Here is a 21,136-nt window from a genome sequence, read left to right as displayed (position 1 = left end):
GGATGTAAAGCTGCGTGCAGTCCCCGGACGGGGTGCATGATCGCAGATAAGGGCCAATGGCCGACGAGTCAACGGTTTCAGAATTTGACCACGACAGAGAGGACAATCAGCACCATCAAGAGCGTCGGCACCTCGTTCATCATCCGGTACTGCCTGCCCGTCTTGATAGGGCCGCCATTGGCAAAGACACGGCGTTGGCCGCTGAGCCATCCATGAAAGCCCGTCATCGCCAGAATGCCCACCAGCTTGGTCCAGGGCCACACAGCGCTCCAATCGATCACACCTGGGATGAGGGAAAGACAAATTCCTAAGACCCAGGTTGCGACCATCGCAGGTGTCATGATGACCTTGAGCAGTTTGTATTCCATGGTCTGGAATAACTCATGGGTATCGCCGGTCAACCCGACCTGTTCTGAGTGATAGACATAGAGGCGCGGCAGGTAGAACAGGGCGGCCATCCATGCGATAACGGACATGATATGAAATGCCTTGATCCACGGATAAAAGCTGGCAAGTAGGTTGGTCATGTCTTGGCCCCTTCGTTCCGGGCTCACCTATAAATAAATAAAGAATATAAAAGAAGATGGTGAAGAAGTAGGGGTACCGTTTTCTGTGGATCAAATGGTTTTGGCGTAGTTATGCCCAGTGAGGACAGAGTTTCGAAGAACAGATCACACATCCATAATATCTTAAATAAATATATATAAAACAGATAGTTATGTGAAATTATGGCTAAATATTTCCGGGACGAATCTGTGGATAGGTCAGTACAAATTGTGTTGCCCACATAGACGCAGTTTTCCTTGTTCCCTATGAGTTAAGAACAGGTAAACAGGGTGAAGCGGAGCCTGAGTAACGGGTGCTTCACAATTTCGCGGTTCTGCGCACAACATGCCACAGTTTTAACCCCGCACTTTTTCACAAGGTTACGCACATGGATACATCCATTATTTTGGCGTCAGGCTCTCAGATCAGGGCGCAGCTGCTGCGCAATGCGGGCCTCGACTTTGATGTAAGCGTCGCCCGCATTGATGAGGAAATGATAAAGGCTGCGCTCTTGGCTGAAGATGCGCCGCCGCGCGACATTGCCGATACGCTGGCCGAAATGAAAGCACGCAAGATCGCGGATAAGAATCCAGATGCCATGGTCATTGGTTGTGATCAGGTTCTTGCATTCAAACAGTCCATTCTATCCAAGCCAACTAGCCCGGAAAATGCCGTACAACAGTTGAGTATGATGCGAGGTGAACAGCACATCCTGCTCTCAGCCGCCATCGTTTACCATGAAGGCAAAGCAGTTTGGCGCCATGTTGGACAGGTGCGTTTGCGCATGCGGGATGTGTCGGATGCGTATCTGGACTCCTATATTTCAAGAAACTGGGATGACATTCGCCATTCAGTTGGTGCATATCAGCTGGAGGGTGAGGGGGTGCGACTGTTTCACAGCATACAAGGCGACTATTTCCACGTGTTGGGACTACCGTTGCTAGAGTTGCTGGCCTACCTGACTCTACGCGGTGTGATCGAAGGATAGAGAGCGAAACGCATGGTCGATAAAATCCCGTTGGCCGGGGTCATAGGCTCCCCCATTTCTCATTCAAAGTCGCCGCAGCTGCATCGTCATTGGTTGAAAACCTATGGAATTGCAGGCGACTACATCCCAATGGATGTGGCCGCGCAAGATTTGGTCGAGGTGTTGCGCGCGCTGCCCAAGGCTGGGTTTGTTGGGGTCAACGTTACCATCCCACACAAGGAAACCATTCTGGACATTGTTGATCTGGTGACAGATCGGGCCACGCTGATTGGTGCAGCAAACACTTTGATTTTCCGCAAAGATGGTAAAATCCACGCTGACAACACGGACGGGTATGGGTTTGTCGAAAATCTGAAATCTGGTGCTCCAGAATGGAATGCTGGAGCTGGTCCCGCGACTGTCCTGGGCGCTGGTGGTGCTGCACGCGCGGTGATTGCATCCTTGTTGGATGCTGGCGTCCCAGAAATCTTTGTGACCAATCGCACCCGTGTTCGCGCTGAGAAACTGGCAGATGACTTTGGCAAACGGCTCACAATCGTGGACTGGGTGCAAGCGGGCAATATTCTTGAGGATTCGGCCTTGGTCGTGAACACGACATCCCTAGGAATGATTGGCAAACCATCAATGCGCGTGCCGCTTGATGGTTTGCGTCGAGGCTCTGTCGTGACGGACCTTGTTTACACGCCTTTGAAAACCGACTTGCTCGCCGCTGCGGAAGAGGCCGGTTGTGTGACTGTTGATGGCTTGGGCATGCTGCTGCATCAGGCCGTGCCTGCCTTTGAACGCTGGTTTGGCAAAAGGCCCGAAGTAGACAGCCATACGCGCGCGGCTGCTCTGAGATGAGTTTTCGTTTGGGGCTGACCGGGTCCATTGGAATGGGAAAATCCACGACTGCGCAGATGTTTGTCGATGCAGATTGTGCCGTCTGGGATGCGGATGCCGCAGTGCACCGTCTGTATGGCAAAGGGGGTGCCGCGGTTAAGCCGATGGCAGAAGTCTTTCCTGATGCAATTGAAGACGGAGCTGTCAGCCGCGCAGTGCTCAAGGAAATCATTTCTACAGATCCTGCCGCCCTAAAACGGATCGAGAGCATTATTCACCCGCTTGTTGCCGCAGATCGAGCGGAGTTTATTGAGCAGGCAAGTGCCGATATCTTGGTTTTCGACATCCCGCTGTTGTTTGAAACAGGCGGAGAGAAGGCGATGGATGCAGTGGCAGTTGTGTTCGTTGCAGATGATGTTCAGCAAGCTCGCGTTATGGACAGAGGCAGAATGACGCCGGACCAATTTTTGGCCATCAAATCCAAGCAAATGCCCGCATCGGAAAAATGTGCCCGCGCAGATTTCATCATAGAGACGGACACGCTTGAACATGCCCGCACCCAAGTCCATCATATCGTTGAGCAGATAAAAAAGCGGGTCTCATATGCGTGAAATCGTACTGGATACTGAAACAACGGGTTTTGACCCAGAAAGTGGCGATCGCATCGTCGAGATCGGGGCCATTGAACTGGTCGGTCACATCCCCACAAAAAACGTGTTTCATGAATACATCGATCCGGAACGCGGTATGCCCCAAGAAGCCTTTGAAGTGCATGGACTGGGCGATGATTTTCTGCGTGGGAAGCCTAAGTTCGCGCAGATTGGTCAAAAGTTTCTCGATTTTGTCGGTGACGCCAAGCTGGTGATTCACAACGCGGCCTTTGACATGAAATTCCTGAACGCGGAGCTCAAATGGCTGGGCCTACCGCAACTGCCATATGATCAAGCCATTGATACACTTGAGATTGCGCGGCGCAGATTTCCGGGATCTCCCGCGTCTCTGGATGCTTTGTGTCGTCGATTCAGCATCGATAACTCTGTCCGCACACTGCACGGCGCGTTGCTAGATAGTGAAATCCTCGCCGAAGTTTATCTAGAGTTGATCGGCGGACGGCAGCCTGATTTTGCTCTGTCCGCCAGCGCTGGACAGCGCAGTCAACCCGGCGACGCGGCTGAATGGACTCCGACGCCCCGGCCGAACCCACTGCCGTCTCGGACAACAGACAGCGAAAAAAAAGCGCACGCAGAGTTTGTTGCTAAACTTGGCGACAACGCCATGTGGTCAAACTAAAACGCCCGACGCACAAGGCGCCGGGCGAGATAGATCGATTTCCGAAACCTCAAGCGTCTGCAGGCGCGGCCTGATTTTGACGTCGCGCAATCTCGTTCCGGTAGAGCGAGATAAAGTCGATGTTTTCTAGGTTCAGCGGCGGGAACCCACCATCACGCGTGATATCGCTGACCACACGACGCAGGAATGGGAAGATCATACGTGGGCACTCGATCAGCAGGAACGGATGCAGCTGTTCTTCTTGGACGTTTTCGATGTGGAACAGTCCCACATAATCAATCTCCAGAACGAACAGGACCGTATCACCCTCTTTCGCCTTCGAGGTAATGTTCAGTTTGATCCCCACCTCGTACTGCTTGTCTTGCGAGCGCTTTTTCGCATCGAGGTTCACCTGAACTTGTACGTCAGGCTGAACGTCTGGTGACGCACCTTTCTGGGCAACGATGTTTTCAAACGACATGTCGCGGACAAATTGCCCAAGAACCCGCATTTGCGGCTGAACTGGTTGGGCTGCTTTTTCTTCTTCGGCCATTGGTTTCTCCCGAGGGCGATTTGATTTGATGTCTGGTAACAGCTTGGGCTCAGGGCCTCAATGCTTGGTCCATCCAGAAGGACTCTGCTGATCGCTCGAATTTGGCTCAACCTCGGCATACTCGCCTTCGATTATGTCCGATTGCGGTCTGTGTTGGGGGTGGCTGGCAAAAGTTTGCACATTGATACGCGCACGCGCCCATTTGAAAACGGCCAAACGCACGCCTGGAATCAGCAAAGCAAAGCCAACCGCATCTGTGAAAAAGCCCGGCGTCAGCAATAACGCGCCAGAAAACAGTATCATGGCGCCATGGGCCAGCGCCTCGCTTGGATCACGCATTTCGTTGAAAGACGATCTGACCTGACCCAGCGCCTGAGCCCCCTGCGCACGCACCAAAAACATGCCAATAAATGCAGTTACAACAACAATCAAAAGAGTGGGCCACAGCCCGATCGCGCCACCAATCTGGATGAACAGACCGATTTCGATCAACGGAACAGCAAGAAATGCCAAAAATAACCACATCTGCGACATCCTTTCCCAAGCCCATATGGGCCGCGCGGTGGACTTGGGTCCACTGGGCACCTACATAGGGATCAACTGTGGCGGTTGCCACCCGACCCGCTTAACGAGGTATAAATGAACTCTCCGCTGATCCAGTTGCTTGTCCTTGCAGGCATAGCTGTCTTTTTGATCCTGCGTCTGAAAAACGTGCTGGGCACTCGTGAGGGTTTTGAACAACCCCCTACTCCTCAGCAAACCAATGATCGAGTTGGTGGCCCAAACCTTGAGGTGATCGAAGGCGGTCCTGACCTCGACATCACAGATCACGTCGATGAAGACAGTGACGCGGCCAAGGCTCTGGCCGGGATGAAGCGGGTGGAACAATCGTTCAACGTGGCAGATTTCCTTCAAGGCGCGCGTGGTGCGTATGAAATGATCGTGATGGGCTACGAGACGGGCGAGCTGTCAGACATTCAGCCGTTCCTGTCTGAAGAAATTTATGAGTCGTTTGTCGATGGCGTGGCTGCCCGAGAAGATCAGGGGCTAACCATCGAAGCTGACTTCATCGGCGTGCGTGAGTTGAAGCTGATGGACGCGACATTCAATGAAGATACGAACGAAGCCGAGTTGAGCATTCGTTTTGTGGCTGAACTAACATCGGTTGTCCGTGATCAGGGTGGAGATGTCGTAGAGGGTAGCCCGACCGAGGTGAAACGGCAGAAAGACACTTGGTCTTTTGCGCGAACCATGGGGGCTGACGACCCGAATTGGCTGCTGGTTTCTACAGACGGATAATCCGAACTTATGTCGGGTTTCTTAGCGCAGCGGCCATCATGATCAGTGGGGCCGCAGCTGAGGTGCGGTATTCTGTCATGGAGTACAGTGATCTTGATGGCTGGGATTCTGATGACCACGCGCAAGCGCTGAGTGTTTTTCGCAGCACGTGTCAGGACTTGAATGATCCCGATTGGCGTTCACTTTGTGCTGTGGCGGGCGATATTCCCGACGCGAAAAGTTTTTTTGAACTCTTCTTTCGTCCAGTTTTGATTGAGGACGGGGCTCCAGGTTTGTTCACTGGGTATTTTGAGCCTGAACTGGACGGCTCAAAGCGTCGCAGTTCCCGCTACCGCTATCCAGTTTATGCCATGCCGCCCGAAGCGCGCGTATCACGCCCTTGGTTTCCGCGCCGTGATATCGTGCAGGGTGGTGTCATGAATGGGCGCGGCTTGGAAATTGCGTGGGTGGACGACCCTGTTGAGTTATTTTTCCTTCAAATCCAAGGTTCTGGACGGATCAAGCTTCCCGGAGGCCAAACGATACGCCTTGGGTATTCGGGCTCTAACGGGCACGAGTATCGTTCTATCGGCCAGGAACTTGTTCGGCGCGGAACGTTTTCACCGCATCAAGTTAGCGCGGACGTGATCAAGAATTGGGTGCGGCGCAATCCCGTTGCTGGGCAGAACCTCTTACTGCACAGCCCATCCTATGTGTTTTTCCGCGAAGTAAGCGAGGTACCTTCCGAGCTTGGTCCTCTTGGTGCGATGAACCGATCAATCACCACGATGCGGACGGTTGCAGTCGATCCGGCCTTTGTTCCGCTGGGGGCGCCGGTTTGGATTGAAAAAGACGGCAAAGGACCATTGCGTCGTTTGATGGTGGCTCAGGATACAGGATCTGCCATCAAGGGTGCGCAAAGGGCGGATGTTTTCTTTGGCACCGGCGATCGCGCTGGGCGCGAAGCGGGGCGGTTGCGAGATCCGGGGCGGCTCATGGTCCTGATGCCGATCCAGCGTGCCTATGCTCTGCTGCCCGAAAGCGCGATATGAAACGGCGTCGCCTGCGCCCGGACGAGGAAGAGTTGTGGCGCAAAGTTGTGTCGAACACAGAGCGATTGCACTCTGAAAAACCTCTGAAACCACAGGACTTCGTCACAACACCAAAAACACAGCCGCGCAAAAAAGCAACTTTCGAGGCAATACCAAAATCGTTGACAATCAAGCCGCAAGCTCCCTCAACGTCTACCTACCTTAGCCCAACAATAGCCGAACAGGTGGGTGGCCAACCCGTTCAGATGGACAGGAAGGCATTTGATCAGTTGAAACGGGGAAAGCTGCGCCCTGAAGGCAAGCTGGATTTGCACGGTATGACGCTGGAACGTGCTCACCCTGCCCTGACGCGGTTTATTTTGAATGCGCAGTCTGGGGGTAAACGGTTGGTTCTGATCGTGACCGGCAAAGGCAAACAGCGCGACGATGGCGGGCCGATCCCTGTACGCTTTGGCGTTTTGCGCCATCAGGTGCCACAGTGGTTGTCGATGCCACCCCTCGCCCCGGCAGTTTTGCAAGTTACGCAAGCCCATCTGCGTCACGGTGGCGGCGGGGCATACTATGTCTATTTACGCAAGTTGCGGTAGGGTGCTCTGATACCGCTTGATGCCGATCCACATGCAAAGACTGGCCAGCACAAAAAATATTGCTACCCCCAAAAATTGCGTTGGCAAGTCCACTTGAAAATCGATCAAAATTCCAGTGACTCCCGGGCCGATTGCCGAACCCAGGACCATAACGGCCGTCGCCATCGCCTTGATCGAACCGATGTGCCGGCTGCCATAAAACTCTGCCCAGAAGGCGTTGGGTAGGGTCGAATTTGCCCCGGTTGTCAGAGCCAGAAATACAAAACCAACGGCTGCATAGCCCAAGGAGTCAGCAACCGCAAAGACCAAAAAGGCGATGACCATCGGCAGTTGGTAGAGCGGGATTAGTCGTGCTGTTCCGAACCGATCAAGGGCAACTCCGGATATGACCATCGCCGCAATTGCGACCCCAGTGTAGAGCGGAAAAAGCGACACCAGCGACAGGTGAGTCCACCCTTTGAGTTCTGCGAAGTATACCTGATGAAAGAAAAATGCCGTGTTGAATGCTGATGGCCCGAGGATTGCAGGCACCATGAACCAAAATAGCGGATGACGGAGTGCCGCGTTTCGGGACCAATGGGCTTCTCCCATTCCAAAGCTTTGATTTTCATCAGCCATGGATTGAGGTGTGCGTTCTGTTTTCAGAAGTCGCAGAAGCAACGGTATGCCCAAAACAGCAACGAAGGCAGCAACTATCCAAAGTGATCGCCAGTGAAAGATGCCAAGAAGGGCCACAAAGATAAGAGGCAACAGGGCTTCTCCGGCGGCAAATCCAAGCGAGGCAATTGACAGCGCCCGCCCACGGGTAGCCACAAACCATCGTGCCATGGAAACGATTGCGATGTGACTGCACAGCCCCTGCCCCGTTAGCCGAAGCGCGAATATCACGACCGGCAAAAGTGCGACATATGGGTTCCATGCCATTGCTAGGCATGCCGCCGCCAAGCCCGCCAAAACCAATACACCCAAAGTGCGCGCGCGCAGTACATCCGTCAGACCCCCTGCCCAGATCATCACGGCGGCGGATGCGGTTGTTCCAAGAGAGTAGATCGCGCCCCATCCCCCATGGCTGAGGCCAAAATCCATGCGGATTTCTGCAGCAAAAAGAGAAATGAAGTAAGTCTGCCCAAAAGAGGATAGGAGAGTAAGCACTGCCCCAGCCGACAACCAGTTTCGATTATCCTTCAGAAAAGCCAGTAGATTGACGGGCGTGGATTTTGCTGTCACGTCACTGGTCCGGGAACAGGACAACACCACCTGGGTTGCCGTTGAGGAATCTCCGATCAATATCAGATGACCGGCGCAACAACTGGATCAATGCTGGAGAATTACCGGCGACGAAATGATTGCCCGATTTACGATCTGAAAATTCTGTAACGTCCACAATCGTGATTGGAAGATCCGCGACTTCCCCAATGTTGGATATGTTACCAAGCTGGCTTTCTTGGCCACGCAACCGGGATGACACACGCAGAACAGCGTCTTTGCGGGAGACGAAAACAACAAATGGGTTGGGTATGTCCTGGATCTGATTGAACTGGGCCCGAAAGACATCAACGTTCAGATCAGGTGAGATCAAAACCACCCCGCGGATATTTTTTCCAACCCAACCGGGTTGGGCAATCTCAAGCTGACGGAAAGTTTCCATCAAAAGAGAACCACCCATCGAGTGTGCAATAATGACTACGTCTGGTTGCCCTGCTGCTCGCACAGTTTTCAGAAGATCGGCCAACCCGTCTCTCGCGAACAAAGAACTGTCCTGATCATACCCATAACCCAGCGGATTTGCGCGGCTTGGCCACGCATAGCTGACGTGGGCCCCAGGAATTTCCAAATCATGACCCAGTTGCGCCATTCGAAACGCGGCATCGGAAAAATTGTTGTTGAAACCATGCACAAAGACAACGACTTCGCTCTGATCCACTTTGCGCTTTGAGATTTCGGTTTTCAGACTAGCGGTAAAGCCGTCTTTGTTTTTGAATTCTTCGAGGCCTGCGATGGCAAAGTCGCGGTCGAGCTTGGGGGAATCTTGACCGTATGAAATAGTGCCCACTTCGCGATTGGGAGGAATGGAGACTGTCGCCTTGAGCAGACGCAGCGAAGCAGATCGTTCGATCCCAAAATTGCCTTGGTCGTTGATTCCTCGGGTGGTGCCTATGAAGACTGGCAAGTTCAACCCGAAGTTCAGGGCATCGGGCACGACCGGTGAAGTTTCGCGGTCACTACATGCGCCCAGGGCAAGAAAAAGTGTTACTATCGCCCACCGCATGTGCCCGTTCCTGATACTGCCTGCAAATTCCTTAGCGCAGATCAACTGACAGGACTACAGCACATAGCGGCTGAGGTCTGTCGACCGGGAGAGTTCGCCCAGATGCTTCTCTACAAAGGCAGAATTCACGACAATTTCCTCGCCACCTCGATCTGGGGCATTGAACGACAACTCTTCAAATACGCGTTCCATGACGGTGTAAAGGCGACGTGCGCCGATGTTCTCAACCGCTTGGTTAACCTCTGCAGCTATACGGGCCAATGCCCGGATGCCTTCTGGTTCAAAGGTAACGGTTACCTCTTCCGTGGCCATGAGAGCGGAATATTGCAAGGTCAGTGCGTTGTCTGTTTCTTCAAGAATACGGACAAAGTCGTCTTCTGTGAGGGCCCGAAGCTCAACCCGGATGGGTAAACGGCCTTGGAGTTCGGGAAGCAGATCGGACGGTTTGGCGATGTGGAACGCACCAGAGGCAATGAACAGGATGTGGTCGGTTTTGACCGGACCGTGCTTCGTACTGACGGTTGTTCCTTCGATCAGTGGCAGCAGGTCACGCTGTACGCCTTCCCGGCTTACATCGCCACCTCGCGCGTCGGAGCGTGCACAGACCTTGTCGATTTCGTCCAGGAAAACGATCCCGTTCTCTTGCACCGCTTCAAGCGCGGTCTTGGTGACCGTTTCATCATCAAGCAGTTTGTCCGCCTCTTCTTCGATCAACACGTCATAGCTGGAAGCGACAGTCAGTTTTTTGCGGGTCGTGCGACCGCCCATCGCTTTGCCAAACAGATCGCCAAGGTTCATCATGCCCGCACCGCCACCAGGCTGGCCGGGAATATCCATCATGGGAAACGGGTTTGAGGTGTCGGCGATGTCCAGTTCGATTACGGTATCGTCCAACTCGCCACTGCGCAGTTTCTTGCGGAACATCTCCCGCGTGCCGTCCCGCGCATCAGTTCCAGCGATTGCAGTGATCACGCGATCTTCTGCAGCATCCTTGGCTTTGATTTTCACATCTTCGCGCATCAGATCGCGGGTTTGCGCAATCGACGCATCGACAAGATCCCGAATGATCTGTTCGACATCACGGCCCACATAGCCAACCTCAGTGAATTTCGTGGCTTCGACTTTTAGAAAAGGCGCGCGCGCCAGTTTGGCAAGCCGGCGGCTGATCTCGGTTTTGCCTACTCCGGTGGGGCCGATCATCAGGATGTTCTTGGGATAAACCTCGTCCCGCAGATCGTCGTTCAGTTGTTTGCGGCGCCAGCGATTGCGCAGGGCCACGGCTACCGCGCGCTTGGCGTCGGCTTGGCCGATAATGAAGCGGTCAAGTTCCGAGACGATTTCGCGCGGGGTGAGGTCAGTCATTCGTCGTTCCTTTGATCGTCTCAACGGTCAGGTTTCCGTTTGTATAGACACAAATATCGGAGGCGATGGCCATCGCATCGCGCGCCACGGTTTCGGCATTCCGGTCGCTGTCCATCATGCCGCGTGCAGCGGCGAGTGCGAAGTTGCCACCCGATCCGATGGCGGCAACGCAGTGTTCGGGTTCCAGCACGTCACCGGCACCAGTAATAACAAACAGGTCTGAGCCGTCAGTGACGATTAGCATCGCCTCGAGTTTTTGTAGGTATTTGTCGGTGCGCCAGTCTTTGGCCAACTCGACACTGGCACGGGCCAATTGGCCGGGCGTCGCCTCCAGTTTAGTCTCAAGCCGTTCAAGCAAAGTAAATGCATCGGCAGTCGATCCGGCAAACCCTGCCACCACGTCAAAACCACCAGGAGACAGGCGGCGCACCTTGCGCGCGGTCCCCTTGATCACGGTCTGGCCAAGAGAAACTTGGCCGTCCCCTGCAATCACGACTTCGCCACCCTTTTTCACGCCGATAATTGTGGTGCCGTGCCAGCCGGGGAAATTCTCTTTGGTCATAGGTTAGCCTTCCAGTTACGATACCATATGAAACTGCCATTCGCCTTTCGCAAGGCAAAAGCCCAAAGAGACCCTAATGCTTTTTCGCGATGATCTGCGCCAATCCGCGCATGATGCATTTATTCCGCTGGCAGTTCAGGCAGGCGTAGATCCGAAGGACTACACAGTGGGGGCGGAATGGATCAAAGACGACACGAACCGGCTGCATATTGTCCAGCGTTATGATGGCCCTGATGGTGCGCGCGTTGTTCTAAAACATGCTTTGCGCCCAGTGGACAAAGATGGGTTTGGGGCAATCCTTGAAGCGCATCAAAAGGCATCAACAGCGCTGTCAGGTCATGACGTCGCGGGCGTTCCCGAAGTTTTGGCAAAAGACGAAGAGCGACAAAGCTACCTGATGTCGTTCTTTCCGGGTGAAACCTTCCTCAATCTGTGCCGCAAAAACGAAGATCATGGGCCGTTTTTGCATTCAGCAGGTGCTTGGCTAGGCGCATATCACGCGGCCACGTTTGTACAGGAACGTCCGTTTCAACCCAAATTCATGCTACGTCACATGCATCGTCTGTCCGGCCAAGTGGAACGGGGCGAGCGCAAGATACTTGGCCAAAAACGGTTTGTTTCATTGGCGCGGGACATGGGTTCTTACGCGCAGGATGCAGACGGACATCCGGGCAAGGTTTCGTCCAAACACGGCGATTTGAACGCACACAACATCCTGATCGATGGAACGCGCGCCGTTGCACTTGATTTTTTGGCGCCATCGACGGCGCCTGTTGGCTACGATATCGCGCACTTCTTGCTCAGTTACGTGCAAATGGTTGGCGATCTGGACAGCCTGCCAAAAGGTCACGTGCTGCCGCCGGATGCGATGCAGGCATTTTTCGAAGGCTATGGGAATGTTTTGTCAAACGACCCGATGGTGCACTTTCTTATGAGGGTACAAATTCTGACCGACTGGAACCGCATGTCGGATAAGAAAACGCTTTCCAGCGTCATGCGGTTTGAACGCATAAAAAAAATCGCGCGCCGGGCTTTTGCCTGACGCGCGATTCCATCAAATTCTAAATGAGCTTAGATCGACTCTTCGATCCAGCTTTGCAGTGCTGCTTTTGGCTTGGCGCCAGCCATGTTGGAAACAACCTCACCGTTTTTGAAGATGAACAGGGCAGGGATACCGCGCACACCCATCTGAGCGGGCGAGTTGGGGTTCGAATCCACGTCCACTTTGACGATCTTCACTTTGCCTTCCATCTCGCTCGACAACTCTTCGAGGGCGGGGCCGATTTGTTTACAGGGGCCGCACCATTCAGCCCAGAAATCCACCACAACGGGGACGTCGGAATTTCGGACTTCGGCGTCAAATGTCGAATCTGTTACGGCCACAGTTGCCATTCTATCTCTCCTGGATGCACCACGCGTGAGACGGCAACCTATGTACCCGGTCCGTCATCGTCAAGATATGGCGTACGATGAAGGGCCGTCATCACCATATCGTGCTGGAGGGGCATCAATTCTCCACTCCGCGTCCACAAAATGCTCAGTCGCTGACTGTGTGCTGGATAGATTTGCGCAATGGCATGGGCATAAGCGCCCATCTGACGCAAAACGCCCTCGGGGCAGTCCTGTGATGTGCTTGGAACGACGCGATTGGTCTTGAAATCGATGATATGCACCTCGTCTGCGGTGACAATCAGGCGGTCGATGGTGCCATGCAGCGTTTGCCTGCCCAAACGGGCGGTCATCGATACCTCTGCCAAAGTGGAAGGGTCGAAAACCGCTGTCAGCTTGGGGTCGCTCAATACTGCTTGGGCCTCGTCTGTGCCTTCCTGCTGCAAGTCAGTTGATAATTCTGGTGGTGGAGCGACGTAGGGGTTTCCCCGCGTCTCCAGCAGGTGGTGGACCCACGTGCCATAAGCCATCGCCGTTGCCTCATCCAAACCATCGCCGGGCAACGCTTTGGCCCCACCCATGTCTGAGGGTGAAATGGTTTGCGGTGCGGGCGTCGCCTCGGGAGCGGCGGTAAAAAAGTAGTCTGATAGTTTGGGCGCTGTGGCTTTTTTCACTGGATCAGACGCAGGCGCAGTCATGTCCCACTCCCCATGTTCCATCCGCAAACCATCGCCTGCTGGTGTCTGCAGGTGGAACGCACCAGATGTGTGCATCGCTGCCTCAACCCGCTGATGCCAATCCTCTCCGTTCTTGTCCAATTCGCCAGACGCTGCAACGATCAGCCACTTTTCTGCGCGTGTTAGAGCCACATAGAGCAGACGCAACGATTCCTCGCGCTGGGCCGCTTTCATTTGGTCGATCCGGTTCACCATCGGTTCTGGCTGCAAGGGAGAGGGCATTTTCCAGACTGGGACACCGTTCATTTTGATGATCTCATCTCGAATTTGGATGTCACGCTTACCGCATTCGGGCAAGATCACGATCGGCGCTTCCAGACCTTTAGACCCATGCACCGTCATCACCCTGATCTGGTTCGACGCACTGTCGACCTGACGCTTTACCTCAAGATCATCGGTCTCCATCCAAGCCAGAAACCCAGTAAGACTGGGTACTGATGCGCGTTCATAGGCAAGTGCCTGAGACAAAAGGGCGTTAATCCCATCCTCGGCCTCTGCCCCAAGCCGGGCAAGCAGATGTTTGCGCCCACCATGCCGCGTCAAGATCCGCTCGATAAGGTCATACGGGCGCAGGAAATCAATATTGTCGCGCAGGTCATAAAGGATCTGAACCGTATCCGGATACTCCGTTTCCTTTTTGCGCAATGTCGCCCACAGAAATTCGGTGTCACGATGGTGAGCGAGGGTAAACAGGTCTTGTTCTGACCAACCAAACAGGGGTGAGCGGAGTGCCGTGGCGAGGGAAAGACTGTCGTCTGGTGTGGCGAGGAAGGAGAGTAACGCACCAAGGTCGCGCACCGCTATCTCAGCCCCCACTTTCAAACGGTCCGCCCCGGCGATTGGCAACGCCAATTCTTTGCAGGCGCGAATGATGTCCGGGAAGATTCCACCGCGCCTTTGCACGAGAATCAGAAAGTCGCGCGGTTGGACCGGTCGAGGACCATCTTTGTCCGGGATCAGGACATGGTCGCGCAGCATTTGTTTAATCTGCGTGGCGATTTGTTTCGCCAGAACGCGAAATTGGTGTTCCGGACTACGGCGATCCAGAGGGTCGAACCAGTCCTGCTCCTCTTCCTTCTCGGGCTTTGGAACCAGGGGCCAAAGGTCTACGCGTCCCGGTAAATCTGTGCTGAACGCCAAATGCTGCCCGCCATCAAACCCGGCATGTGCAGCCTCTTTAAAAACCTCATCGACCAGGCGCAGAATGGCGTGCGAAGACCGGAATGAATAATCGAGTGTTTCATCGCGCAGGTCTTGACCAGATTCCTCAAGTTTGGTGCCGAATTCCTGTTGCATCCGGTCAAATTCTCGCGGGTCCGCCCCTTGGAAAGAATAGATCGATTGTTTCTTGTCTCCGACCACAAAAATCGTGCGGGTTAAATCCGCGCGGGCGCCTTCGCCACTCGAAAACTCTTCGGCCAATCGACGGATCACGTCCCATTGCGCAGGACTGGTGTCCTGAGCCTCGTCCACGAGGATGTGGTCAATGCCCCCATCCAAACGATAAAGTACCCATGCCGCGACGCGGTCATCACTGAGCAGCTGTCGTGCTTTTTGGATTAGATCGTCAAAATCGAGCCAGCCGCGCCGTTGTTTGGCGTGGGTGTAAGCGTCTGTGAATCTTCGGGTGAACTGATGCAGGACGACAGTGCGTTCAGAAGCCTCAAGCGACAACAACCTTTGGCGCGCCTGAACCACGCGATCCATTAATGCCTCGATTTGTGGCATCAGGTGTGCCGCGTCATCCTTGGTCTTTTTCGTGGGGAATCTGGCCTTAAGTGTTCCGGTTTGAGTCAGAAACGCACCCATTAAGGCTGGCAGTGGATCTTTTTCATCGATCTCTCTGAGTTTGTCGGCCACGCCACTGTCTTGTTTACCATTTTGGGCGAGGATCGAAATGAAGGCACGAATAAGGTCTAGATCGCCAGCTTCCAACGTTTCCGCTTCGATTCTCTGACGGGACAGCCCTGCTGGTTGATCAAACAGTTGTAGTGCGGCGTCCAAATCCAGATTCACGAACGTACCCGCCATCCCGGCCATGCTCTTGGTCAGCTTTACGAATTCCTCGCCGGTGTATTGCTGAGCCAACGCAGACAAAAGTGCGGCGTCAGGTCCATCTGCCATCTGATCCACTAATTCGGCCCGCAATAGATCAGAGGCACGATCTTCGATCTCGGTGAACTGCGGGCTTACACCCGCTTCCAGCGGAAAACGCCTCAATAGAGACGCACAAAACGAGTGGATGGTTTGTATTTTCAACCCACCCGGAGTCTCAATTGCGCGAGCAAACAAAGTACGGGCGCGCAGAAGATCGTCAGATGATGGAGTGCGATCAAGGCCAAGTTGAGCCAAAGCTTCACGCAAATCACCGTCACCGAGCATGGCCCATTGGCCAAGACGCTGAAACAGCCGGTTCTGCATCTCGGATGCGGCGGCCTTGGTGTAAGTCAGGCATAGGATGTGCTGCGGTTCGACCTCTTCCAGCAACAAGCGTGCCACGCGGTCTGTTAAAACCCGTGTTTTGCCTGACCCCGCGTTTGCCGACAGCCATGTTGATGCCATCGGTTCTGCTGCGCTGTGTTGGCGGCGTGTCGCCTCATCAAATGCGGTCACGTCAAAACCTCAGGTTCCGGACTTGCGGACACGTCCCATTCGCCAAAGCGCGCCAGCTGATCATAATCACGCTCATGCGTGTCCTTTTCAACCGCACGGCGCGAGGCATAGCCTTTGTCCCCTTCAAGGTACGCAGACAGGAGGCTGACCAGTTCCGCGAGGATTTTCTGCCCAGGTTCATCTGCAATTGGAGCGTCTTCTGTGCTGGGCGTGGATCCCAACCCGATGAATTGGGCGGCCCGAACGCTACGGGCTCCCAACTTCTCGAAAGCAGCTTCTTCCACCATTGCGGCTTCGATCAGCAGTTGTTTGTCAAAATGCGTCTGCTGCTTTTTTGCTGGGGGTTTGCCGGTCTTGTAGTCGTAGATGATCACATCACCACTTGGATCAATGTCGATGCGGTCGGCTCGCCCTTCAAGGGTTGTGGCTATTGAGGGTAGCGTGAGACGGCCGACGGCGTCTTCTTCGAATAAGGTCGGCGTGGCGATTGACTGGCGGATGTGTTCGGTTTCGATGATCCATGCAGCAGATCGTTCAAATCGGGCAAACCACAAGGCGCGGGCGGCGGGCCACGGTACATTTGCGTTTAAAACCTGACGCGCCTGATCCAAAAGAGTATCGACACTCAGCGCTTCAGTATCATCCAGAGTCGCCTTGACGAATTGCTCCATCACATCGTGAGACAGTATTCCGCGGAGCAGCGCATCCGGGCCTTGCACAAGCGGTTTGAGGGCGCGAAGACGTAAACAGTGTTTGGCATAAATCGCGTATGGATCCCTTATTAGGGTCTGAATTTCTGTTACTGTCATACGGCGCGGACGGGCAGATACCGGTGGGCACGGTGCAGGGCGTTTTGCTTTTTCAACCTCAACTGTTGCCTCAAGCTGGCGCGCGCGACCCAGCCAGGCAGCGCCGCGTTGCTGCATTTGGCTCCAGACGTCGGGGCCACTTTGCGCCGCCAATCCCACTGTCAGGTTCTTCAGCCGATTGAGCCAGCGTGATGGGATCGTTTCGGCATCATCTGACCGGATGGACCGCGTGAGCCAAACCTCAGGCGCGGCGATGGCCTGTTGAAAGTCATGTGCCGACAGGCCAATGCGGCGTTCCGGCAGCAACAACCCTGCATCCAGCCGCATCTTGCGGTTCAGCCATGGGTCAGGTTTTGGCGCTTCGGGCCATGTACCGTCGTTTAGGCCTGCGAGGATCACCAGATCGGCGCCCTGAACGCGGGCTTCCAGCGTGCCCCAGATCATGATGGTGGCGTGCGGTGAATCCCTATCGCGCACTTCGCCCTGACTGAGTATTCCGCCAATCAGGTTGGCATAGTCCGATGCGGACAACTCGGTCGTTGCGTCGGACTCGGCCAAAACGTCTGCCATGGTCTTGCGGGCTTCTTGACCGGCTTTTTTTAACCACAACTCGCCACCGTCTGCTCCGTTCGGACCGTTGGCGATGTCTGTTGCCAATGCGATGTGACGATTGACCCATTCCGTAAGGTTCAGTTTGTTGGGCATCGATTTTGCGCAGGTCACATCCGCGACCCACTTGGCCCAAATTTCCATCGAGTCTGGGTCGTTTTTGTCAGCAAACGGCGCAAGCCGAACCAGGCTTTCGCGATCCGGGTAGGGCAGACCCGTCTTGCGCATCCGCAATTCCAGTTTTTGGGTTTTCAGGATGTGATCGCTGCGCCCATGGCTCGAATGGGTCAGCGGATGTTTGAGAAGGGTGAGCAGGACCTCGGCATCCAGTTGGCGATCAAAAAGGCCGACCACATGACGCAGGAAGCGACCCGGTGGGGTCAGGTGCAACGGTGTACCAGCGCTGTCGTCGGGCAAGATGTTCCATCTGTCCAGCGCAGCAGTAACTTGTCGGGTCAACATACGGTCGGGGGTGATCAAGGCGGCCCGTTGACCGGTCTCGGCGGCCTCGCGCAGGCGCATTGCAATCGTGATGGCCTCGGCGCGTGGCGTGTCGGCCTCGACCAGGGTGATCGGTGCGGTGGCGGCGTCCAAGTCACCCAGCTTGGGCCCTTCGGTTCGCCATGCATTCGTGACAGGCGCAGGCCGCAAAGCGAGAGAGATCAACCGATTTCGCGCCAGTGTCGGGACGGCAGTGCCGGACCAGGCGGTGATGTCATTTGGGTGAATGCCCATCGCCTGTGCCAGCTTGAGAAACCGAAACTGTGGATGATCTTCTCCGGCTTTGTCTTTGGCCATGTCGTCCCAGACATGTGGCGCCTCAAAATCAAAGCCGGGTAGGATGACGGCCCCTTTAGGAAGGGAAGCAATTGCTTGCATCAGAAGCTGTGTGGTGCCGCGCGAGCCGGTCGATCCAACAACTAAAACAGGGTCTGTTATGGGGTTTTCTGCCCAATGCATCGCCAGCTTCAAGACGGTTTCGCGCTGTCGCCCTTCTGCGTCAGGCGCCGTCTTTGATGCATCAATATAGGATTGCGCTATGGCGATAAACGCCTGCGCGCGCGCCCAGTGCCCGGATTGGTCCGAAACATCCAGCTTTGCGATGTCCTCCGCCGTGACGCCTTCGCCCTGCATCTCATCCATGAGGGTGGCGAGACTGTAGGCCATATCAAACCCGGCGGTTTCAGGAGCGAAACCAGTTTGCTGTTCGACCAACTTGTTTGTCAAAGCCACGAGTTCTAGTCGACGCCTGAGTGGTGAGTTGGGTGGTGGCAATGGGTTGTCTGGCACCAGGTCGTCCAGATTGGTGATCATCCGAATTCGGGGCAATAATCGGGGAGGCCCCGCGTCGAACAAATCACGCAGGCGGCGCGACATGCGGCGGGTGTTCACCACCAGAGTCACACGCGCCCATGAATCTGGTGTCGCGTTTTCCAGCCTCTCCTCAAGCCCCTTGATCACGGCGGCGGGGAAATCGACGCCCATCGCACAGCCAAAGACCCGAGGGGATGTGGATGGATCAAACATCAAAACCTCTCCAGCATCGCTTTGGCCTCGACGATACCGCCGGGGTGACCGACATCACACCAGCGTCCCGGGTATGACAGGCCAAACAGCCGACCTTTGTCAGCCATCTTGTTCCATATGACGTTCAGCGAAAAAGACTTCTCAGAGACTGTTTCCAGTAGATGGGTCTTCATTATTTGGGCGCCGCCGTACACCGTTTCGTCACCCCGATGCAGCCGCCCCATCTGGTCAATTTCAAAGTCAGCCTTGCCGTCGCGCCCATGCACCTGTGCCTTTGGGACACATATAAGCAACGCGTCCATTTTTGACGGATCCCACGCCTGCATCAGCAAGTCCAAGGGATTAGGCCCGGCCCAAACGGCGTCGGAGTTCAGGGTAAGAACCGGATCGGTGCCAAGAAGTGGAAGTGCATTGCGCAGTCCACCGCCTGTATCGAGGATATGTGGATCTTCTCGGATTGTTTGTACGTCGGTGCCAGCGAGATGTTGTTCCAGCATTTCGGGCAGGTAGTGCAGGTTCGCCACAATTGGTGCCGCTTTTACCTCATGAGCAAGCGCAAGCGCGTGGTCGATTAGCGCGCTGCCAGCCACTTTGACCAGCGGTTTGGGTTGGTGCGTTGTCAGATGCTTCATCCGGGTTCCGAACCCGGCGGCAAATAGCATTAGGGCAATGGGATGGTGGCGCATTGGTCTTTGAGCTTTTGCAAATTTTCTCGAGTTGGCGCGGGCAGTGTTGTTTCGATCAAGGGTTTGATGGATGCGAGTGCAGGGTGAGACAAGTTGGTTTGGATATGCCCCCAGACGCGCGGGATCAGATCGACATAATGCGGCTTGCCATAATGCATGGACAGGCGTGCAAAGACTCCCAGAATACGCAAATTCCGTTGGGCACCGAGGAGGGCATATGGGTCTCGGAACAGTTCTTCGTCCAATTGCGTCGCTCCAATGTATCGCGCGATCATCGCTTCACCTACATGCCCCGGCACTTCGCGTCGGGCGTCCTGCACAATGGACACCAGGTCATAGGCGGGGTGGCCCAGCATGGCGTCCTGATAATCCAGCAAGCCAACCTTCCGGACGCCCTTACGGTTGGGCAGCCAGATCAGGTTTTCGGCGTGATAATCCCGTTGGATCAAGACGGTTGGTGCGGAATCAAGTGGCGCAAGGCAGGAGTGGAAGGCGGTAACAAACGCATCTTTTTCTATTGCATTGACGCTGCCTGTCACTCCGCGCTGATACCAGTCGTAGGCGAGTGCCGCGCGGTCTGTCATGATGTCAGCATCGTAGCGCGGCAAGTCGGGGGAGTACGCCTGATGCAGATGCACCAGAACGTCGACGGAGGCCGCATATAGCGGCTCTTCCAATTTGGAATCTGCCGCCATGACGCGCGCAAAGAGGTCGTCGCCAAGGTCTTCGATGAGCAACAGGCCATGTGTATCGTCTTGCGCGTAAATCTCAGGCGCAGACAAGCCAACCTCGCGCAGATGGTTTGTGATGTGCACAAACGGGCGCACATCCTCGCCTTTGTCGGGGGGCGCATCCATCAGAATGGCGGTGGTCTGCGCGTCGCGTTCCAATCGCTCATATCGACGGTTTGACGCGTCGCCAGCTACCAGTTTTTGGGGCAAACCGCCCCAACCTGCCTGATCCAGAAAGCTAGAAATGAGGGTAGCGCGATCAGGCATGCTGGAGGACTCCTGCCAAGCGGGTGTTCCATTTGGGGGCAGTCCATTCCCATTGAGCAACGCGCCCATCGTCCCGGTAAGAGATGTCGATCATCAGTGCATCTATCGGGGCCAGCTGGCCAAGGCGATCTGGCCACTCAACCAGGCAAATCGCGTCCTCAAACGCGTCCACAAGCCCCAATTCATCAATCTCTGTGTCTGTGGAAATACGGTACAAATCGGCGTGCCAAAGCGCGCCGTGCCGCGTGTCATAAGTCTGGATCAAAGTGAAAGTTGGGGATGGGACATCCTCATGGTTGTCCAAAAGAGATTGGATCAACGCGCGGGCGAAATGCGTCTTGCCAGCGCCCACAGGCCCGCTCAGCAGGACCGTGTCGCCCTGACGCAATTGAGCGCCAAGCGCTACTGCGCTGTGTGCAGTCGCATCCGCATCTGGCCAGTCAAAAGTGAGAGTGCTTTGGCTCATTGCGCCAAACTATC

21 protein-coding genes are annotated in these 21,136 nt (G+C 54.9%); 8 read left to right on the top strand and 13 right to left on the bottom strand.

The window, feature by feature from the left end; translation table 11 throughout:
* Nucleotides 1-77: 77 nt before the first annotated feature.
* Nucleotides 78-527, bottom strand: coding sequence for a CopD family protein (locus ABJD00_RS21415; RefSeq protein WP_413849134.1), 450 nt, complete (start codon nucleotides 525-527; stop codon nucleotides 78-80).
* Between the two features lie 407 nt (nucleotides 528-934).
* Between ABJD00_RS21415 and ABJD00_RS21410 the strand changes: the two genes are divergently transcribed.
* Genes ABJD00_RS21410 through dnaQ form a run of 4 tightly spaced genes read left to right on the top strand, consistent with a single transcriptional unit; the run spans nucleotide 935 to nucleotide 3,646 of the window.
* Nucleotides 935-1,534, top strand: a complete 600-nt coding sequence (locus tag ABJD00_RS21410) for a Maf family protein (RefSeq protein ID WP_413849132.1) — start codon at nucleotides 935-937, stop codon at nucleotides 1,532-1,534.
* A gap of 12 nt (nucleotides 1,535-1,546) precedes the next feature.
* Nucleotides 1,547-2,377, top strand: a complete 831-nt coding sequence (locus ABJD00_RS21405) for a shikimate dehydrogenase (protein WP_413849130.1) — start codon at nucleotides 1,547-1,549, stop codon at nucleotides 2,375-2,377.
* Entirely contained in the window at nucleotides 2,374-2,967 is a 594-nt protein-coding gene (gene coaE, locus ABJD00_RS21400) for a dephospho-CoA kinase (RefSeq protein ID WP_413849128.1), read from the top strand. The genes ABJD00_RS21405 and coaE overlap by 4 nt, the downstream gene beginning before the upstream one ends.
* The gene (dnaQ, locus tag ABJD00_RS21395; protein WP_413849126.1) at nucleotides 2,960-3,646 is read left to right on the top strand and encodes a DNA polymerase III subunit epsilon; all 687 of its coding nucleotides are present in this window, start codon (nucleotides 2,960-2,962) and stop codon (nucleotides 3,644-3,646) included. Before coaE ends, dnaQ begins: the two co-directional genes overlap by 8 nt.
* Before the next feature lie 49 nt (nucleotides 3,647-3,695).
* Here the strand turns inward: dnaQ and secB are convergent, their stop codons facing one another.
* Complete coding sequence (secB, locus tag ABJD00_RS21390) at nucleotides 3,696-4,178, bottom strand: protein-export chaperone SecB (protein ID WP_413849124.1); 483 nt, start codon at nucleotides 4,176-4,178, stop codon at nucleotides 3,696-3,698.
* A gap of 57 nt (nucleotides 4,179-4,235) precedes the next feature.
* Nucleotides 4,236-4,703, bottom strand: a complete 468-nt coding sequence (locus ABJD00_RS21385) for an FxsA family protein (protein ID WP_413849122.1) — start codon at nucleotides 4,701-4,703, stop codon at nucleotides 4,236-4,238.
* Nucleotides 4,704-4,817: 114 nt separating this feature from the next.
* Here ABJD00_RS21385 and ABJD00_RS21380 point away from each other — a divergent pair, with 114 nt between their 5' ends.
* Genes ABJD00_RS21380 through ABJD00_RS21370 form a run of 3 tightly spaced genes read left to right on the top strand, consistent with a single transcriptional unit; the run spans nucleotide 4,818 to nucleotide 7,095 of the window.
* Nucleotides 4,818-5,477, top strand: coding sequence for a Tim44/TimA family putative adaptor protein (locus ABJD00_RS21380; RefSeq protein ID WP_413849120.1), 660 nt, complete (start codon nucleotides 4,818-4,820; stop codon nucleotides 5,475-5,477).
* A 38-nt stretch (nucleotides 5,478-5,515) separates the two neighbouring features.
* Nucleotides 5,516-6,508, top strand: coding sequence for a murein transglycosylase A (locus ABJD00_RS21375; protein WP_413849118.1), 993 nt, complete (start codon nucleotides 5,516-5,518; stop codon nucleotides 6,506-6,508).
* A complete protein-coding gene (locus ABJD00_RS21370) occupies nucleotides 6,505-7,095 on the top strand; it encodes a Smr/MutS family protein (protein WP_413849116.1) in 591 nt (196 codons plus the stop codon). The genes ABJD00_RS21375 and ABJD00_RS21370 overlap by 4 nt, the downstream gene beginning before the upstream one ends.
* On the opposite strand, the gene ABJD00_RS21365 is transcribed toward ABJD00_RS21370, so the two are convergent.
* From ABJD00_RS21365 to hslV, 4 genes are read right to left on the bottom strand one after another with little or no spacing between them, the layout of a single operon-like run.
* Complete coding sequence (locus ABJD00_RS21365) at nucleotides 7,078-8,322, bottom strand: MFS transporter (RefSeq protein WP_413849114.1); 1,245 nt, start codon at nucleotides 8,320-8,322, stop codon at nucleotides 7,078-7,080. The genes ABJD00_RS21370 and ABJD00_RS21365 overlap by 18 nt on opposite strands.
* Nucleotide 8,323: 1 nt before the next feature.
* The gene (locus ABJD00_RS21360) at nucleotides 8,324-9,364 is read right to left on the bottom strand and encodes an alpha/beta hydrolase (RefSeq protein WP_413849112.1); all 1,041 of its coding nucleotides are present in this window, start codon (nucleotides 9,362-9,364) and stop codon (nucleotides 8,324-8,326) included.
* 54 nt (nucleotides 9,365-9,418) lie between these two features.
* The gene (gene hslU / locus ABJD00_RS21355; RefSeq protein ID WP_413849110.1) at nucleotides 9,419-10,726 is read right to left on the bottom strand and encodes an ATP-dependent protease ATPase subunit HslU; all 1,308 of its coding nucleotides are present in this window, start codon (nucleotides 10,724-10,726) and stop codon (nucleotides 9,419-9,421) included.
* Nucleotides 10,719-11,288, bottom strand: a complete 570-nt coding sequence (hslV, locus tag ABJD00_RS21350; RefSeq protein WP_413849108.1) for an ATP-dependent protease subunit HslV — start codon at nucleotides 11,286-11,288, stop codon at nucleotides 10,719-10,721. Before hslV ends, hslU begins: the two co-directional genes overlap by 8 nt.
* A 76-nt stretch (nucleotides 11,289-11,364) precedes the next feature.
* On the opposite strand from hslV, the gene ABJD00_RS21345 reads away from it, so the two are divergent.
* Entirely contained in the window at nucleotides 11,365-12,330 is a 966-nt protein-coding gene (locus ABJD00_RS21345) for a phosphotransferase (protein WP_413849106.1), read from the top strand.
* Between the two features lie 29 nt (nucleotides 12,331-12,359).
* Here the strand turns inward: ABJD00_RS21345 and trxA are convergent, their stop codons facing one another.
* The 6 genes from trxA to tsaE are packed head-to-tail and all read right to left on the bottom strand — an operon-like array spanning nucleotide 12,360 to nucleotide 21,122.
* Entirely contained in the window at nucleotides 12,360-12,680 is a 321-nt protein-coding gene (gene trxA / locus ABJD00_RS21340) for a thioredoxin (RefSeq protein ID WP_108836872.1), read from the bottom strand.
* 38 nt (nucleotides 12,681-12,718) lie between these two features.
* Nucleotides 12,719-16,027 (bottom strand): double-strand break repair helicase AddA, encoded by a 3,309-nt coding sequence (addA, locus tag ABJD00_RS21335; protein ID WP_413849104.1) that lies wholly within the window; start codon nucleotides 16,025-16,027, stop codon nucleotides 12,719-12,721.
* Entirely contained in the window at nucleotides 16,024-18,972 is a 2,949-nt protein-coding gene (gene addB / locus ABJD00_RS21330) for a double-strand break repair protein AddB (protein ID WP_413849102.1), read from the bottom strand. The genes addA and addB overlap by 4 nt, the downstream gene beginning before the upstream one ends.
* On the bottom strand, nucleotides 18,972-19,658 hold the full coding sequence (locus tag ABJD00_RS21325; protein WP_413849100.1) for a nucleotidyltransferase family protein: 687 nt from the start codon (nucleotides 19,656-19,658) through the stop codon (nucleotides 18,972-18,974). The genes addB and ABJD00_RS21325 overlap by 1 nt, the downstream gene beginning before the upstream one ends.
* Complete coding sequence (locus tag ABJD00_RS21320) at nucleotides 19,634-20,656, bottom strand: aminoglycoside phosphotransferase family protein (protein ID WP_413849098.1); 1,023 nt, start codon at nucleotides 20,654-20,656, stop codon at nucleotides 19,634-19,636. The genes ABJD00_RS21325 and ABJD00_RS21320 overlap by 25 nt, the downstream gene beginning before the upstream one ends.
* Entirely contained in the window at nucleotides 20,649-21,122 is a 474-nt protein-coding gene (tsaE, locus tag ABJD00_RS21315) for a tRNA (adenosine(37)-N6)-threonylcarbamoyltransferase complex ATPase subunit type 1 TsaE (protein ID WP_413849096.1), read from the bottom strand. Before tsaE ends, ABJD00_RS21320 begins: the two co-directional genes overlap by 8 nt.
* Nucleotides 21,123-21,136: the final 14 nt, after the last annotated feature.

The sequence above is a fragment of the Tateyamaria sp. genome (assembly GCF_039945315.1).
Lineage (GTDB): Bacteria > Pseudomonadota > Alphaproteobacteria > Rhodobacterales > Rhodobacteraceae > Tateyamaria.
This window is presented reverse-complemented; position numbering and strand designations above follow the sequence as displayed.